The organism is Methylobacterium brachythecii (genome assembly GCF_014196345.1).
Classification (GTDB): Bacteria; Pseudomonadota; Alphaproteobacteria; order Rhizobiales; family Beijerinckiaceae; genus Methylobacterium; species Methylobacterium brachythecii.
On record NZ_JACIDN010000009.1, the window covers coordinates 59922 to 77042 of the forward strand.

The following is a 17121-nucleotide window of genomic DNA, read 5'->3' on the forward strand; positions in this document are numbered from 1 at the left end:
CCTCACGGGTGGCGCGCTTACGAGCAGCCCGTCGTGCCGCCGCAGGTGTCGCATTTCAGGCAGGTGCCGTTGCGGACCAGCGTGAAGTTCGCGCATTCGGGGCAGGCTTCGCCGACATAGCCCTTCATTTTCGCCTCGGCGCGGCGGTCGGCGACCGTGCGCTCTGCCTTTTCAGACTTGGCGAAGGGGAGGGTGTCCACGATGGTCTCGGCATGGCCGGCCGGGAGCGGCTCCGCCTTCAGCGCGGTCGCGCCACGAGTGGCGTGGACGACGTTGCCGGCCGGTGCGGAGGAGCTGACCGCGCCGACACCCGTGGTGGCGAAGCCGGGGCCGCCCTGGATCAGGGTGAGCCGGTCGGCCGAGCCGCGTAGCAGGCCACGAGAGACCACGCTGGAGGCGGCGGGACCGGGCTTGCCGGCCTCGCGGGTGGTGTCGCCCTCGCCGCCGCCGAGCGCGGTGCCGCCGATCTCGGACGGGTTGACGTGGGCGAGGTCGGAGCGGCCGAGATACGAGATCGCCAGTTCGCGGAACACGTAGTCGAGCAGCGAGGTCGCGTTCTTGATCGCGTCGTTGCCCTGCACGAAGCCCGACGGGTCGAAGCGGGTGAAGGTGAAGGCCTCGACGTATTCCTCCAGCGGCACGCCGTATTGCAGGCCGAGCGAGATCGCGATGGCGAAGTTGTTCATCAGACTTCGGAAGGCGGCGCCCTCCTTGTGCATGTCGATGAAGATCTCGCCGAGGCGACCGTCATCGTACTCGCCGGTGCGCAGGTAGACCTTGTGGCCGCCGACCACGGCCTTCTGGGTGTAACCCTTGCGCCGGTCGGGCATCTTTTCGCGCGAGCGGATGTGCTCGACGCGCTCGATGACCCGCTCGACGATCTTTTCGGCGACCACGGCAGCCTTGGCGGCGGCGGGCGCCTGGATCAGCGCCTCGACCGCATCGTCCTCGTCGTCGTTGTCGGCGATGAGAGCGGAATTCAGCGGCTGCGAAAGCTTCGAGCCGTCGCGGTAGAGGGCGTTGGCCTTGAGCGCCAGCGTCCAGGACAGGCGGTAGGCCGCCTTGCAATCCTCGACGGTGGCGTCGTTCGGCATGTTGATGGTCTTGGAGATCGCACCCGAGATGAAGGGCTGCGCCGCCGCCATCATGCGGATGTGGCTCTCGACCGAGAGGTAGCGCTTGCCGGTGCGGCCGCACGGGTTAGCGCAGTCGAACACCGCGTAGTGCTCGGGCTTGAGGAAGGGCGCGCCTTCCAACGTCATCGCTCCGCAGACGTGGATGTTGGCCGCCTCGATGTCCTTCTTCGAGAAGCCGAGGAACGGCAGCAACTCGAAGGTCGGGTCGGCCAGCTTCTCGGCGGGCACCTTGAGGTTATCCTTGAGGAAGTCGTCGCCGAGCGTCCAGCGGTTGAAAACGAACTTGATGTCGAAGGCCGACTTGAGGCCCTTCTCCACCGCAGCGATCTTGTCGTCGGTGAAGCCGCGGGTCCGCAGGCTCGACGGGTTGATCGCCGGCGCCTGGCCCATGGAGCCATGGCCAACCGCGAAAGCCTCGATCTCGGCGATCTCGCTCTCACGGTAACCCAGCGCCCGCAGGGCGTCGGGAGCCGCTTGATTGATGATCTTGAAGTAGCCGCCGCCGGCGAGCTTCTTGAACTTCACCAGGGCGAAATCGGGCTCGATGCCGGTGGTGTCGCAATCCATGACGAGGCCGATCGTGCCGGTGGGCGCGATGACGGTCGCCTGGGCGTTGCGGTAGCCGTGGGCCTCGCCGAGTTCGAGTGCGCGGTCCCAGGCCGCGCGGGCATGGGCGCCGAGATTGCCCTGCGGGATGTTGGCGTGGTCGAGCGGGACCGGGGCGATCGAGAGGAACTCGTAGCCAGCCGCCTCGCCATGCGCCGCGCGGCGATGGTTGCGGATCACCCGCAGCATCGCATCGGCATTGTCCTCGTAGGCTGCGAAGGGACCGAGCTCGGAGGCCATCTCGGCCGAGGTGGCGTAGCTCACGCCGGTCATGATCGCGGTGAGCGCACCGGCGAGCGCGCGGCCCTCCTTCGAGTCGTAGGGCAGGCCCATCGTCATCAGCAGGCCGCCGATATTAGCGTAGCCGAGGCCCAGCGTGCGGTAGCGGTAGGAGAGCTCGGCGATCTCTTTCGAGGGGAACTGCGCCATCATCACCGAGATTTCGAGCACCACCGTCCAGAGGCGGTTGAGGTGCTCGAAGGCCTCGACGTCGAAGTGCTTGGTGGCGCGGTCGTACATCGTCAGCAGGTTGGCCGAGGCCAGGTTGCAGGCGGTGTCGTCGAGGAACATGTACTCGGAGCACGGGTTCGAGGCCCGGATCCGGCCGCCCTGCGGGCAGGTGTGCCAGTCGTTCATCGTCGTGTTGAAGTGCAGGCCCGGATCGGCCGAGGCCCAGGCGGCCTCACCGATTTTTTCCCAGAGATCGCGGGCCTTGAGGGTCTTAGCGACCTTGCCGGTGGTGCGAGAGGTCAGGCTCCAGTCGCTGTCCGCATCGACGGCGCGCAAAAAGTCGTCGGTCAGCGAGACCGAATTGTTGGAGTTCTGGCCGGCGACCGTCAGGTACGCCTCTGAATCCCAGTCGGTGTCGTAGACGGGGAATTCGAGCTTGGTGAAGCCCTGCTTGGCGAACTGAACGACGCGCTTGATGTAGGAATCCGGCACCATCGCCTTGCGGGCGGCCTTGATCTCACGCTTGAGAGCCGGGTTGCGCTCGGCGTCGTAGCAGGCGTCGCCCTCGGCCTCGCACTGGGTGCAGGCCTTCATGACGGCGGTGAGGTGCTTCGAGACGACCTTCGAGCCGGTGACGAGGGCAGCGACTTTCTGCTCCTCCTTCACCTTCCAGTCGATGAAGGCCTCGATATCCGGGTGGTCGATGTCGACGATCACCATCTTGGCGGCGCGGCGCGTCGTGCCACCCGACTTGATCGCGCCAGCCGCCCGGTCGCCGATCTTGAGGAAGCTCATCAGGCCGGACGACTTGCCGCCGCCGCCGAGTTTTTCGTTCTCGCCGCGCAGCATCGAGAAGTTGGAGCCGGTGCCCGAGCCGTACTTGAACAGGCGCGCCTCACGCACCCAGAGGTCCATGATGCCGCCCTCGTTCACGAGGTCGTCCTGGACGCCCTGGATGAAGCAGGCATGCGGCTGCGGGTGCTCGTAGGACGAGGCCGAGCGGGTCAGCGCGCCGGTCTTCCAGTCGCAGTAGAAGTGGCCCTGGCCTGGGCCGTCGATGCCGTAGGCCCAGTGCAGGCCGGTGTTGAACCATTGCGGCGAGTTCGGCGCGACCATCTGCTTGGCGAGCATGTAGCGAAGCTCGTCCATGAAGGCCGAGGCGTCTTCCTCGGAGGTGAAGTAGCCGCCCTTCCAGCCCCAATAGGTCCAGCAGCCGGCGAGGCGATCAAAGACCTGCGTCGAGGAGATCTCGGAGCCGATGCGCTCGTCCTCGGGCAACTCGGCCAGCGCCTTCTCGTCGGCGACGGAGCGCCACAGGAACGAGGGAACGTCGTTCTCCTCGACCTTCTTCAGGCGCGCTGGCACGCCGGCCTTGCGGAAATACTTCTGCGCCAGCACGTCGGCGGCGACCTGGCTCCAGCTCTCGGGCACGGAGATGCCGTCGAGCCGGAAGACGACCGAGCCGTCCGGGTTACGGATCTCGCTCACCGCCTCGCGGAACGCGATGGCCGCGTAGGGAGACTGGTTGGCCGTGGTGTAACGCCGCTCGAACCGCATGAATCGCTTCCCCCTCGACGCGCATGGCGCGCCCCGCCGGCAGACGTGCCGGCCTGGCTTGGACGTTTGGTAGCCACCCGGCCGGAGCACGGTGCCAGCAACGAACCCGACGGTTGCCGATCACCGCTGCGATGGCCGGACGGGGACTCGACAACCCCGTTCCGGCCCAGCCGAAGCGTTGATCGAACACTAACCCTGGTAGATTCCGTCCGTCAATAAGTGGTGTCGGAGCGTACGATTGGCCCTAGATGTTGTGTTCTGTGCGGCAAATCCTGTGGATAACTCAGGCCCTGCGCTAAGTGTCGATCCGGCCTCATCCTTTGTGATCGATAAAATTTTTGCTCCACAGCATCGAGATTGGGCACCATGCCAGGCACCGGAAACACCGCGGCTGCGGCGGGTGGGGCGTGGCGGATTTGCGACAGCTCAGCGAGGGCAGCCGGGCCGATCTTCGGGGAGACGGCCGGGAAGAATCGATGACCTAGGCGTCACGCTGGACTTGCGCCGATGCCCCGCTCATAAGAGCCGCGCTGACGGTTGGCCCGCGCCTGCGACCGAGGAATCATGGCCCTCAAGGACACGCTCCTGCGCATCTTCACCTGGTGGAACGGCCAGACCGTTTCGCTGGCGCTCCTGACTGCGCGCAGCGGGCAGTTCGTCGGCTCGGACGAGATCGGCAACAAGTACTACAAGGCGCTCGGCCCGCTGATCGACCGCTCGGTCGGACCGGAGCGGCGCTGGGTGGTCTATAACGGCTATGCTGACGCCTCGCGCGTCCCGCCCGGCTGGCGCGCCTGGCTCTGCCACAACGGCGACGTTCCCCCGAGCGAGGAAGACTACCATCCCCGCGAGTGGCAGAAGCCGCATCTCGAAAACATGACCGGCACCGCCGCGGCCTACCGGCCCTCGGGCTCGCAGCTCTCGAAGGGCGTCACCGCAGGCGCGTCGGGCGACTACGTGCCGTGGTCGCCGGGAGCCTGAGGGCAGGCCGCTCCGGCTGAGCCGCCCTTTTTCCACCAAGCTTACCGTGTCTAGAGCGCCCCATGCCGGCGCAGCTCCGGCCTCACGCCCGGCACAGTTTCGAGAGGGGCGCGCCTTGAGCCGCAGAATCGCACGTCTTCTCCCCGCGACCGTTCTTCTGGCCTCGGCACTCGGCCTGACCCCGGCCTTGGCTGACAAGATCAAGAACCCGACCGCGGTGTTCTCCGGCCTCGACAAGATCACCGGCCGGATCGTGTCTTTCGAGGTGGCCGTCGACGAGACCGTGCAGTTCGGCGCCCTGCAGCTCACGCCGCGCGTCTGCTATTCGCGCCCGCCCACCGAGACACCCAAGACCACGGCCTTCCTCGAAGTCGACGAGGTCACCCTCGACAACAAGTATCGCCGCATCTTCACGGGCTGGATGTTCGCCTCGAGCCCCGGCCTGCATGCGATCGAGCACCCGATCTACGACGTCTGGCTCGTCGATTGTAAGGGCGGCACCGACGTGATCGCCGAGGTCAAGGAGCAGGAGGACACGCCGGCCCTGGCCTCCCGCGCCGACAAGAAGAAGCGCGACCGCGGCAACGATCCGACCAAGGCGGCCGCCCAGATGAACCAGCAGGGCCAAGTCGACGTCGAGGGCCCGCGCGGCGTGCCGGTGCAACCGAAGCAGAAGCCGTCCCGAAAGTTCTTCCCGACCAACGAAGGGCCGACGGCCGCTGCCCAGCGGCCGCCCGCGCCGCGTGAGCCGGAAAACATCTTCGACCGGATCTTCCGTTAAGAGCGACCGTCTCGATCACGACTCCGTCGGGTCGAGCGCAGCGAGCGCATCCGTTCCGCTGACGGCCCGATCGCACGGCCAGACCGCCCAATCCGCCTCGCGCGCGACGGCCTCGCCGAGCCGTCGCTTGTAGACGTGCCGCGGCACCTCCTCGACGCCGAACTGACTGAGATGGTCGGTCAGGAACTGTGTGTCGGCGAGGCGATAGCCCCCAGCGCGCAAGCGCGCGACGAGGTGGACGAGGGCGACCTTCGAGGCGTCGCGGACCTCGTGAAACATGCTTTCCCCGAAGAACGCTGCGCCCAGGGATACGCCATAGAGGCCACCGACCAGCCGGCCTTCGGCATAGACCTCCACCGTGTGGGCGCGGCCGGCATCGAACAATGCGCCGTAGAGGTCTCGGATGCGGGCGTTGATCCAGGTCCGGTTCGTGTCTCGCCGCGGCGCGGCACATCCGGTGATCACCGCATCGAAATCGCGGTCGCTCACGACCTCGAAGACGTCTGAGCGCACGGTGCGGGCGAGACGCCGGGAAACATGGAAACGATCGAGGGGGAGGATGCCTCGGGCGCGGGGCTCGACCCAGTAGATCGTGGGGTCGTCGGCATCCTCCGCCATGGGAAAGATCCCGGCGGCATAGGCCTTCAGAAGAATGTCCGGCGTGATCTCGACGGGGATCCGGTCGTGCATGCCCTTTTCTCGCGCGCCCGCCTCGCGAGCGCCAGCGGAGAATCGGCATCGCCGGGCGTATCGAGCGCCCGGCGATGGAGCCTTGGATCAGCGTGCAGGGCCGCCGGAGGTCCCGCCGACATTCGGCACGGGCTTGTTCGTCTGCGCGGCGTTGCCGCCCTTGGCGGAATCGACGGCTCCCGCATTCGTCGCCGCGCCGCTGGTGCCCGGTCCCGGCATCGGCTCGGGAGCAGGCGGCGTCTGGCGCGGACCGCCGGACGTCTGACCCGTCTGCGGAACCGGCTGGTTCGGCTGCGCGGCGTTGCCGCGATCACTCTGGGCGAAGGCAGGCGCGGCCGCGAAGAGCAGGGCGGCAACGGCAGAAGTCGTACGATACAAGACAAAACTCCTTAGAACATGAACGGCTTAGCGAGCCACCGGCGCGCGTGCCGTTCGGGTGTCCCAAGAACGAATGGTCCGTCTCTCTGTTCCCGGCCAGCCCGGAATCAATCGCCGTCGAGGCCTTCGCGCTCGAGGAAATGCTCGAGCCAGTGGATGTCGTAGAGCCCGTTCTGCACGTCCGCGTTGCGCACGAGCGTCCGGAACAGCGGCAGCGTGGTGTCGACGCCGTCGACCACGAACTCGTCGAGCGCCCGGCGCAGGCGCATCAGGCACTCGTTGCGGGTGCGGCCGTGCACGATGAGCTTGCCGATCAGCGAGTCGTAATTCGGCGGGATGCGGTAGCCCTGGAACACTGCGGAATCGACGCGCACGCCGAGGCCGCCCGGCGGATGGAAGTACGTGATCAGGCCGGGGGAGGGCCGGAAGGTCGAGGGATGCTCGGCGTTGATCCGACACTCGATGGCGTGGCCGTTCACGTGGATGTCCGCCTGCGTCACCGAGAGCGGATTACCGGCCGCGACGCGGATCTGCTCGTTCACGAGATCGATGCCCGTGATCATCTCCGTGACGGGATGCTCCACCTGGATGCGGGTGTTCATCTCGATGAAGTAGAAGCGCCCGTCCTCGTAGAGGAACTCGATGGTGCCGGCGCCGAGATAGCTCAACTCCTGCATCGCCTTGGCGCAGATGCCACCGATCTCGGCGCGCATCTCGGCGTTGAGCGCGGGCGAGCCGCCCTCTTCCCAGACTTTCTGGTGACGACGCTGCAGCGAGCAATCGCGCTCGGCGAGATGGATGGCGTTGCCGCGCCCATCGCCCAGAACCTGCACCTCGATGTGGCGCGGCTTCTCCAGATACTTTTCGAGGTAGACCGCGTCGTCGCCGAAGGCCGCCTTGGCCTCGGTGCGGGCCATGGTCAGCGCCTGTTCGAGGTCGGCCTCGGTGCGGGCGACCTTCATGCCGCGCCCGCCGCCGCCGGAGGCCGCCTTCACGAGCACGGGATAGCCGATCTCGGCCGCGACCTTCTTCGCCTCGTCGGTATCGGTGACGCCGCCCTCGGAGCCCGGCACGCAGGGGATGCCGAGGCGCTTGGCGGTGCGCTTGGCCTCGATCTTGTCGCCCATGATCCGGATGTGCTCGGCCTTGGGGCCGATGAAGCCGATATTGTGGTGGGAGAGCACCTCGGCGAAGCGGGCATTCTCGGAGAGGAAGCCGTAGCCGGGATGGACCGCATCCGCGCCCGTGATCTCGCAGGCGGCGATGATCGAGGGGATGTTGAGATAGCTGTCGCGCGCGGCCGGCGGCCCGATGCAGACGCTCTCGTCGGCGAGGCGCACATGCATGGCATCGGCATCGGCCGTGGAATGGACCGCGACGGTGGCGATGCCGAGTTCCTTGGCCGCCCGCAGAATGCGCAGCGCGATCTCGCCGCGGTTGGCGATCAGGATCTTGTCGAACATCGGCAGAGCATTCTCAGACGAAGTGGATACCGGTTCGTCGCTAGAGAATGCGACAAAACAAAAAGGCCGTCGCGCGCTCGCGCGGCGGCAGCTACTACTCGATCACCATGAGGGCTTCGCCGAATTCCACCGGCGTGCCGTCCTCGACGAAGATCGCGGTGACGGTGCCGGCGCGTGGTGCGACGATCTCGTTGAAGGTCTTCATCGCCTCGACGAGCAGTACCTTGTCGCCGGTCGCCACCTTGGTGCCGATCTCGACGAAGGGCTTCGCCTCGGGGGAGGGGCGCAGATAGGCCGTACCGACCATCGGGGAGGGCACCGCGCCGGGATGTGCAGCGCCCTTGGCCGGCGCCGCCGGCGTGCCGGGAGCGGACGCGGTCGCGATGGCGGCCGGGGCAGCCGCAGCCGCGACGGGAGCCGCCGGCGCCACCTGCACCGCGATCTGCTCGATCTTGCGGGCGACGCGGATACGCAGGTCGCCCTTCTCGACCTCGATCTCGGTGAGATCGGTCTCGGCGACCATCTTGGCGAGTTCGCGTACGAGATCCGGATCGAAGGGTTCGCTCTTGGCCATCGCCTGCCGTCTTATGCGTCGGGTGAGGGGGACTGGCGCCCCCGGAGAAGATGCGCGAGGGCGTCGAGCCCCGCGCGATAGCTATAGGCGCCGAAGCCGCAGACCACCCCGGCACAGACCGGCGCGATCAGCGAGACATGGCGGAAATCTTCGCGGGCATGCACGTTCGAGAGGTGGATCTCGACGGCCGTGACCTTTGATCCGGAGATCGCATCGCGCAGGGCGATCGAGCTGTGCGTATAGGCGGCCGCGTTGATCAGCACGCCGGCCCCCGCCTCGCCCGCCTCCTGTACGAAGTCGACGAGTTCGCCCTCGTGGTTCGTCTGCCGGAAGGTCAGCGCGACGCCGAGCTCGGCGGCGCGGGCCATGCAATCCCGCTCGATCTCGGCCAGCGTGGTGCTGCCGTAGATCCCCGGCTCGCGACGGCCGAGCAGGTTGAGATTCGGCCCGTTGAGGACGTGGATGGCGAGCATGGACCCTTGCGGCTGTGGCGGCCGGGCTTGCCCGGCCGTGACGATGCCGGTCTTAGACGACCGGCGAAGGCTGCGACAAGGGGCCACGCATCCGCAACCCCAAGGCGAGAGAGGGCGAGATCAGCAGCTCGCGTGGCCGCACTGGCGGACGTCGGCGATGGTCTTCTTCATCGGATCGACGCCGACGGCGCCAGGCAGGATCTCGTCGCCGATGATGAAGGCGGGCGTGCCCGACAGGCTGAGTTTGTCGCCGAGACCCATATTCTCGGTGAGCGCAGCCTTCACCTCGGGGCCGGCGGCATCCTTCTTCAGGCGCTCGACGTCGAGGCCGAATTCCTTGGCGACGGCGAGAGCGCGCTCGGCGTTGACGCGGCCCTTGCTCTCGAGAAGCTTCACGTGGAAGTCGAACATCTTGTCGGCCTTGAGCTGCTGCTTGGCGGCCAGCGCGATCTTGCTGGCTTCCACCGACTCGTTGCCGAGCACGGGGAAGTCCTTCAGCACGACCTTCAGCTTCGGGTCAGCCTTCATCAGCGTCTGCACGTCCGACAGGGCCTTGCGGCAATAGCCGCAATTGTAGTCGAAGAACTCGACCAGGGTGATGTCGCCTTGCAGGTTGCCGGCGACCACGCTGTGCGGCGAGTCGATCAGGGCGCTCCTCGCCTCCTTGAGCGCAGCGGCCTGGGCAAGCTTCTGCGTCTCCTGGGCGCGGCGCTCACCTTCGGCGACGGCCTCCTGCAGCACCTCGGGGTTCTTCACGAGGTAGTCCTTGACGATGGACTCGATCGCCTTGCGCTGCGCGTCGTTGAAGACGGGGGCATCTTCGGCCGAGACGGACGAGACGGCACCGAACGCCAGAGCGGCGGCGAGGGCGAACGCTGAGGCGGAGCGGAGCAGGGGCATCGATGTCCTCGAAGAGATCAAGGCGGACCTCGCAACGGCGGCGGCGAGGCGGCGCGCTTCGGCGCTTGCGGTAGAGGAGGGGTTAGGCGTTTTCGCGGCGCGGGGTCAAATCACGGACGGCGCGGGGTAAATTCGATCGACGAGCGAATGGGAGCCCAGTGGCATGAGCGATGACGGCGTCGAGCGTCTGCGCAGGATCTGCCTGGCGCTACCCGAAGCGACGGAAAAGTTCACGTTCGGCGCGCCGACCTTCCGCGTCCGCGAGAAGATCTTCGCGATGCCGCGCGACCGGGACGGGCGCCTCTCGGTCTGGGTGAAGGCACCGCCGCATGCTCAGGAGATCCTAATCGGCGCGGATCCCGATCGCTTCTTCGCACCGCCCTATGTCGGCCCGAAGGGATGGGTCGGCATGCGGCTGGACGACGGAGCAGACTGGGCCGAGGTCGAGGCGCTCGTCACGCGAAGCTTCCGGCTGATCGCGCCGAAGCGTCTCGCCGCGAAGCTGCAGCAGCCAAGCGGCAAGCGCTGACGGCCTAGGAGGTACTGGCGAGCTTCATCGTCACGAGTCCCGACACGATCAAACTCGCTGCGAGCAGACGGACGGGGCTGCCCTGCTCTCCCAAAAACGCGATACCGACGACGAACGCGCCGATGGCGCCGATCCCCGTCCAGATCGTGTAGGCCGTCCCAAGAGGCAGCGTCCGCATGGACAAGGCCAACAGGCCGAAGCTACCCGACATTGCCACCGCCATGACGAGCGTCGGCCACAAGCGCGAGAAGCCGTCGGATTGCTTCATCGCGTAGGCCCACACGATCTCGAGAATGCCGGCGGTGATGAGATAGAACCAGGCCATCGCAGCCCTCCTGAAAGGGCCGGGCCGTCCCGGACTTGTGCCCCGCACAGGGGGGAGGACGTGGCCTCGCTATGTCGATGTAGTGATCCGACGAGGTGGATGGCAAGGTCCGGCGTCGCGGTGCTGGGCACAGAGGACGGCGGCCCGTCACAGGTCAGCCGTGGGGGCTGGCAGGAGAGACCCTTGACCACACTCATGATGGTTCGAGGCCTTGCCAGCGACGGCGTCTCGCCCGATCGAAGCGCGATGAGCGAGCAATCCCAAAAGATCTCCCGCCGCGCGCAGGCCGTCGCCCCCTTCCTCGCGATGGACGTCATGGCCGCAGCGGCCGCCAAGGCCCGCAGCGGTGCGAGCGTGATCCGGATGGAGGTCGGCCAGCCCTCGGCCCCGGCGCCACGCGCGGTGATCGCGGCGGCGCAGGCAGCGCTCGCCGATGGCCGCGTGCCCTATACGGAGGCGCTCGGCATGCCGGCGCTTCGCGAGCGCATCGGCCGCCACTATGCCGAGACCTACGGCGTCGCGATCCCTCCGGAGCGCGTCGTCGTCACCACGGGCTCGTCGGCCGGGTTCATCTTCGCCTTCCTGGCCCTGTTCGATGCGGGCGCGCGGGTCGGCGTGCCGCAGCCGGGCTATCCCGCCTATCGCAGCATCCTCCACGCGCTCGATCTGGTGCCGGTGCCGATGGTTCTGCAGCGGGCTGACCGCTTCGCGCCGACGAGCGCGTTGATCCGAGAAGCGCAGGGACAGGGCGGTCTCGACGGCGTCCTGGTGATGAGCCCGGCCAACCCGTCCGGCACAGTGATCGAGCCGGGGCGCCTCGCCGAACTCTGCGCGACGGCGAAGGCGCTCCACCTCCCCTTCGTCTCGGACGAGATCTATCACGGCCTGAGCTACGGCGTGCCGACGGCGACCGCGCTGCAATTCAACCCAGACGCGGTGATCATCAACTCATTCTCGAAATTCTACTGCATGACCGGCTGGCGCATCGGCTGGATGGTGGTGCCGGAGGCCCTTGTGCGGCCGATCGAGCGGCTGGCGCAGAACCTCTACATCTCGGCACCCTACCTCTCGCAGGTAGCCGCGCTCGCAGCCTTCGACACCCTCGACGAGATCGGCGCGATCCGCGACGGCTACGCCGAAAACCGACAGATCCTGCTCGACGCGCTGCCGGGCCTGGGCCTCGGCGAGACGCATCCGGTGGACGGCGCCTTCTATCTGTACGCGGATGTCGGGCGCCTCACCGACGACGCCACCGCCTTCTGTCGGCGGATGCTCGACGAGGCGGGCGTCGCGGCGACGCCGGGGCTGGATTTCGACCCGGTCGAGGGTCACCACCACGTCCGCTTCTCGTTCGCGGGATCGCGAGACGAATGCGTCGAGGGCGTGCGGCGGTTGCGGACCTGGCTCGGCTGACGCGTCCGCTCAGGCGGCGCGCAGGCTCGTCGCCGATCCCGAGAGGCGGATGGCCTCGGCGCAAGCAGCTTCGAAGCCCTGGAATGCGGTCGTGGCGACGCCCCAGTCCTGGACCTTGACGCGCTCGACCATGAGCTTGGCCTGACGCTCCGCCTCGGCGAGGACTCCGCGAAGGGCGCCGTCGAGGCCGACTTCCGCAGCCGCATCGGCACCCGGACGCCGCGCCACCGCGAGATCGGCCGGCGAGAGGCCGACGAGGATGGAGGCCATGCCGCGCTTCCAGGCGGCGATGTCGGCCGGCAGCCGCGCCAGCAGGACAGGGCACTTGTCCGCCGCATCGACATCGAGCAGGGCGCGGCTGGTGGTCTCGAGGCCGACGAGGCGTGTGATCGCCGAGGAGATCTCGCCGCGTGCCTTCGCCGTGCCGGCAGCGATGCGCTCGACGCTCGACGAGATCTCGCCGGTGGCCTGCTGCTGCTGGCCCATGACGTCGGCGATCGCCCGCATCTCGGCGGCGGCCTCGGCGACGGCGCCACTCTCGGCTTCGACGCGGAGGTTGGCGCGCTGGACGGCGCCGGCACCGGCCGCGACGGCCTCGCGGGTATGGGTGACGGTGTCGCGCATGGCGGCGAGTTCGCCGCGCAGGCCGTCGAGCCTGGTACGTATCTCTTCGGTGGCCTTGGCGGTCTGGCCGGACAGGGCCTTGACCTCGCCGGCCACCACCGCGAAGCCGCGGCCGGCCTCGCCGGCACGGGCCGCCTCGATGGTGGCGTTGAGCGCGAGCAGGTTGGTCTGGGCCGAGATGCCGGCGATGGCGCTCGCCATCTCCTCGATCTGGGTGGCGGCCCGCTCGAAGGCGGCGAGACAGCCGGCGATCTTGCCGGCATGGGTCTCGATGGCGCTCATGCGGGCGCCGGCCTGGGCGATGTCGCCGGCACAATCGGCGATGCCGGTGCGGGCGCGCTCCGCGGTGGCGGCCGCGTTCTGCGAGCGGCTGGCGATCTCGACGGTCGAGACGGCGACTTCCTCGCTCGCGGCGGCGATGGTGCGCGCCTGGTCGGCGATCTGGGCCGCATCGTGGGTCAGCCAGCCGATCGCCATACCCGCCTCGGAGGCGTCGGCAGCCATCCCGGCCTGACGGGCCAGGAGTGCGAGATCGACCGAGGGAGGAGCGGGCAGGGGAGCCGGCGCCGAAGCGCTCTCCTCGGCCGGAGCGGACGCCGTGCTGACCACCGCATCCATCACATGGCGAGGTTTACGGAACCGTCCGAGCATGATGTTGGCATCTCCCATCGGCCGGACAGACCGGCACGACGAGGTTGATCGTTAGTCCTCAGTTGCAAATCCGAGGTTAACGCGGCGCTCCCCGCAACTGAAAAGCAATATTGATGCAATGATGCATCGCAAACCCCGCCGCACCGCGGCGCAAATGCATGTGCACGCAATCCGTTATCAATAACATAAAGCGATTTCCGATAGTGCACGCGGGACAACGACGCGGCCTCGGCAACGCAACCACAAAATGAAGATGCCGGGCCGATATGTCGGCCCGGCATCCTGATTGTCTCGTTCATGCGGCGCGATCGACGGAGGGCTCCGCCGACGGCGTCTTACTCGCCGGTCAGGGCCGCCTTGGTGCGCGACCACCAGCCGGCGCGCTTCGGACGGTCGGGATCGACCGGCGTCAGGGCCACGGCGACGGGCTCGGGCAAGGGCTGCGGTGCAGGCTCGGGGGCCGCCTCGGCAGGTGCCGCACGCTCCACGGGGAGATCACTGGCCTCCTGGACCGGAGCGTCGGCCTTCGGGGCGGGCTCGGCGCCGTTCACTTCGGGGGCATGGGCCGCTTCGGCCGACACGGCGATCACCGCCTCGGCGCTGACCGGCTCCTCGGCGGAGACGGCCGCCTCGCCCTTTTCGGCATCGTCGGAAGCGTTCTCGTCGTCCCGGTCGGCGCGGCCGCGGCCTGCGCGCTCGCGGCCACGACCGCCACGGCGGCCACGGCGGCGGCGGCGCGCCGCACCATCGGCCTCTCCGTCTGCCTCGGAGACGGCCTCGTCACCTTCGGCGCTGGCAGCGACCTCGGTCTCGGAACCCTCTTCGGCACCGGCCTCGGCATCCTCGGAGCCTTCGCCGGACTCGTCGCCCTCGTCGTCACCGCGAGCACGATCGTCCTCCGAACCTGGCCGGCCACCACGACGGCGGCGGCGGCGGCGGCGGCGGCGGCCGTTCTCGTCGCTGGACTCGCCCCCGGCCTCGCGGCCCTCGGCAGCTTCCTTCGACTCGGTCTCGGCATCGCCCTCGGCGTCCTCGGCGATCTCGTCCTCGATCTCCTCGTCCTCGGCCTCGTAGGTCGGCGAGATGGCGACGGCGCGCACGCCGGTCACCGGAGCCGCGGATTTCACGGCCAGTTCGCCGCGTTCGAGCTGGTAGGGCGAGCTGGCCGTCAGCCGCTCGTCGGCGGCGATGGTGACGGTGACGCCGAAGCGCATCTCCAGCTCGTGCAGGTGAGCGCGCTTTTGGTTGAGGATGTAGAGGCAGGCCTCGGTGCGCGTGCGCAGCACGAGGTTGTGGCTGCTGCTCTTGACCAGTGCCTCCTCGATCGAGCGCAGGATGTGGAGCGCCACCGACGAGGTCGCGCGCACGTAACCCGAGCCGCCGCAATGCGGGCACTGGATCGACGAGGATTCGAGAACGCCCGTGCGGATACGCTGGCGGCTCATCTCCAGCAGGCCGAAGGGCGAGATCCGGCCGACCTGGATGCGGGCGCGGTCGTTCTTCAGGGCCTCGTTGAGGCGCTTCTCGACGGCGCGGTTGTTGCGCTTCTCCTCCATGTCGATGAAGTCGATCACGACGAGGCCGGCGAGGTCGCGCAAGCGCACCTGGCGGGCGACCTCGTCGGCCGCCTCGAGGTTCGTCTTGAGCGCGGTATCCTCGATGTCGTGCTCGCGGGTGGCGCGGCCCGAGTTCACGTCGACCGAGACCAGCGCCTCGGTCGGGTTGATCACGAGATAGCCGCCCGAGCGCAGCGTGACGTGGGTCGAGAACATCGCGTCGAGCTGCTGCTCGATGCCGTAGCGGGTGAAGATCGGCGTCGCTTCGGCATAGGGCTTCACCACCTTGGAGGAGGTGGGCATCAGCATCCGCATGAAGTCCTTGGCCTCGCGATAGGCCTCGGGACCCGCGACGAGAACCTCTTCGAGCTCCTTGTTGTAGAGGTCGCGGATGGCCCGCTTGATCAGCGAGCCCTCCTCGTAGACCAGGGCCGGTGCGGTCGAGGACAGCGTCAGTTCGCGCACGCTCTCCCACAGGCGCATCAGGTATTCGAAGTCGCGCTTGATCTCGGGCTTGGTGCGCGAGGCGCCGGCCGTGCGCAGGATGATGCCCATGCCCTCCGGCACGTCGAGATCGGCCACGACCTCCTTCAGGCGCTTGCGGTCGGCGGCCGAGGTGATCTTGCGGGAGATTCCGCCGCCACGGCCGGTATTCGGCATCAGCACGGAGTAGCGGCCGGCGAGCGACAGGTAGGTGGTGAGCGCCGCGCCCTTGGTGCCGCGCTCTTCCTTCACGACCTGGACCAGGATGATCTGGCGGCGCTTGATCACCTCCTGGATCTTGTAGTGGCGGCGATAGGCGCGGGGACGCTCGGGAAGCTCGGCCATCGCATCGCCGGCTCCACCGATCTGCGCGACGCGGGGCTCGCCGTCCTCGTCCTCGGATTCGTCGTCCGAGTCGTCCTCGTCCTCGTCCTCATCCGATTCCTCGTCGGAATCGTCGTCTTCGTCTTCATCCTCATCCGACTCGTCGTGCTCGTCCTCCTCGTCGGACGCGTGCTCGTCGGATGCCGACGGCGCCTCGGCGGGGTGGGGGGCCTCGGAGATCGCGGCGACCTCGGACGGCTCGGGCGCCGGCTCGGCGGCCGCAGGCTCGGCGGAAGCGCCGTCCGCCTCTCCATCCGTGCGGGCGGCCGGATCGAGCACGGCGGCCGGGAGTTCCGAACCGGCCTCGGCGGCGGGGGCCGCCTCCTGCCCCTCGGGAGCGGTCTCGCCAGCCTCGGCGGCCTCGGCCGTACGCTCCTCGGCGGAGGGCGCGTCGTCGTCCTCGGCGCTCACCGAATCGTCGGACTTGGCGGAGGCGGCCTCGGCGCGACGGCCGCGATGGCGACGGCCCCGCGAGCGGCGCTCCTCGCGCTCGTGGTGCTCTTCCTCTTCCTGCCGCTCCGCCTCGATCAGCGCGAGGCGGTCGGCCATCGGGATCTGGTAGTAGTCGGGATGGATCTCGCTGAAGGCGAGGAAGCCGTGGCGGTTGCCGCCGTATTCGACGAAGGCGGCCTGGAGCGAGGGCTCCACCCGGGTCACCTTGGCGAGGTAGATATTGCCCCGCAGCGGCCTGCGGCTGGCGGATTCGAAGTCGAATTCCTCGACCTTAGAACCGTGGACCGTGACGACCCGGGTCTCCTCCGGGTGCATCGCGTCTATGAGCATCTTGTTGGTGTTGGCCATGACGAACTTTCGACATGGCGGCGGACGGGGCACACCTTGGACGCTGCCATCCCGGCGGCGCCGTCCCCGGCCGTGAGGCCGACAGGGGGAGGGCACGTGCCGGACTCGTCGCCGAGGCCTGGTGGCTCTGGGGCGAGAGGCTTCGGGAAAGGGGTTTGCCGTCAACCGCCGATGGGCGCCGATGAGCGGCGCATCTGGGGTTGAACATGGCCGGCGGGAGAGAGGAGACGGCGCGACGCGACAGGCGTGCGCGGGGAGCACGAGCAACGGCAACCGATGCTGTGTGTCCTCCCATCCCTTCCGGCCTCACGAAGATTCCTGGCCGGTTATGCCGGCCGCATGTCACTCGAAACAGGTACGGCGAGA

General features: G+C 68.1%; 14 protein-coding genes. 4 read left to right on the forward strand and 10 right to left on the reverse strand.

Features of this window, described 5'->3' with window-relative positions:
- Positions 1-17 precede the first annotated feature (17 nt).
- A complete protein-coding gene (locus GGR33_RS21320; RefSeq protein ID WP_183509096.1) occupies positions 18-3749 on the reverse strand; it encodes a vitamin B12-dependent ribonucleotide reductase in 3732 nt (1243 codons plus the stop codon).
- 564 nt (positions 3750-4313) lie between these two features.
- Here GGR33_RS21320 and GGR33_RS21325 point away from each other — a divergent pair.
- Both GGR33_RS21325 and GGR33_RS21330 read left to right on the forward strand, forming a co-directional pair.
- A complete protein-coding gene (locus tag GGR33_RS21325) occupies positions 4314-4730 on the forward strand; it encodes an NADH:ubiquinone oxidoreductase subunit NDUFA12 (protein ID WP_183509098.1) in 417 nt (138 codons plus the stop codon).
- A 115-nt stretch (positions 4731-4845) separates the two neighbouring features.
- Positions 4846-5511, forward strand: coding sequence for a DUF2155 domain-containing protein (locus GGR33_RS21330; RefSeq protein ID WP_183509100.1), 666 nt, complete (start codon positions 4846-4848; stop codon positions 5509-5511).
- A 15-nt stretch (positions 5512-5526) separates the two neighbouring features.
- Here the strand turns inward: GGR33_RS21330 and aat are convergent, their stop codons facing one another.
- The 6 genes from aat to GGR33_RS21360 all read right to left on the reverse strand — a co-directional run bounded on the left by aat (position 5527) and on the right by GGR33_RS21360 (position 9989).
- Positions 5527-6201, reverse strand: a complete 675-nt coding sequence (gene aat / locus GGR33_RS21335) for a leucyl/phenylalanyl-tRNA--protein transferase (protein ID WP_183509102.1) — start codon at positions 6199-6201, stop codon at positions 5527-5529.
- 87 nt (positions 6202-6288) lie between these two features.
- Positions 6289-6579: a hypothetical protein gene (locus GGR33_RS21340; RefSeq protein ID WP_183509104.1), complete on the reverse strand. Its 291-nt coding sequence runs from the start codon at positions 6577-6579 to the stop codon at positions 6289-6291.
- Positions 6580-6686: 107 nt separating this feature from the next.
- Positions 6687-8042: an acetyl-CoA carboxylase biotin carboxylase subunit gene (gene accC / locus GGR33_RS21345; protein ID WP_183509106.1), complete on the reverse strand. Its 1356-nt coding sequence runs from the start codon at positions 8040-8042 to the stop codon at positions 6687-6689.
- Positions 8043-8136: 94 nt separating this feature from the next.
- Positions 8137-8616: an acetyl-CoA carboxylase biotin carboxyl carrier protein gene (accB, locus tag GGR33_RS21350; protein ID WP_183509108.1), complete on the reverse strand. Its 480-nt coding sequence runs from the start codon at positions 8614-8616 to the stop codon at positions 8137-8139.
- 11 nt (positions 8617-8627) lie between these two features.
- Positions 8628-9089: a type II 3-dehydroquinate dehydratase gene (gene aroQ / locus GGR33_RS21355; protein WP_183509110.1), complete on the reverse strand. Its 462-nt coding sequence runs from the start codon at positions 9087-9089 to the stop codon at positions 8628-8630.
- Positions 9090-9209: 120 nt separating this feature from the next.
- The gene (locus tag GGR33_RS21360) at positions 9210-9989 is read right to left on the reverse strand and encodes a DsbA family protein (protein WP_183509112.1); all 780 of its coding nucleotides are present in this window, start codon (positions 9987-9989) and stop codon (positions 9210-9212) included.
- A 163-nt stretch (positions 9990-10152) separates the two neighbouring features.
- Between GGR33_RS21360 and GGR33_RS21365 the strand changes: the two genes are divergently transcribed.
- The gene (locus GGR33_RS21365; RefSeq protein ID WP_183509129.1) at positions 10153-10518 is read left to right on the forward strand and encodes an MmcQ/YjbR family DNA-binding protein; all 366 of its coding nucleotides are present in this window, start codon (positions 10153-10155) and stop codon (positions 10516-10518) included.
- A 4-nt stretch (positions 10519-10522) separates the two neighbouring features.
- On the opposite strand, the gene GGR33_RS21370 is transcribed toward GGR33_RS21365, so the two are convergent.
- Positions 10523-10843, reverse strand: a complete 321-nt coding sequence (locus tag GGR33_RS21370; RefSeq protein WP_183509132.1) for a DMT family transporter — start codon at positions 10841-10843, stop codon at positions 10523-10525.
- Positions 10844-11089: 246 nt separating this feature from the next.
- Between GGR33_RS21370 and GGR33_RS21375 the strand changes: the two genes are divergently transcribed.
- A complete protein-coding gene (locus GGR33_RS21375) occupies positions 11090-12256 on the forward strand; it encodes a pyridoxal phosphate-dependent aminotransferase (protein ID WP_183509825.1) in 1167 nt (388 codons plus the stop codon).
- Positions 12257-12265: 9 nt separating this feature from the next.
- On the opposite strand, the gene GGR33_RS21380 is transcribed toward GGR33_RS21375, so the two are convergent.
- Together GGR33_RS21380 and GGR33_RS21385 are read right to left on the reverse strand one after the other, a co-directional pair.
- A complete protein-coding gene (locus GGR33_RS21380; RefSeq protein WP_183509134.1) occupies positions 12266-13531 on the reverse strand; it encodes a methyl-accepting chemotaxis protein in 1266 nt (421 codons plus the stop codon).
- A 335-nt stretch (positions 13532-13866) separates the two neighbouring features.
- Positions 13867-16755: a ribonuclease E/G gene (locus GGR33_RS21385; protein WP_183509136.1), complete on the reverse strand. Its 2889-nt coding sequence runs from the start codon at positions 16753-16755 to the stop codon at positions 13867-13869.
- Positions 16756-17121: the final 366 nt, after the last annotated feature.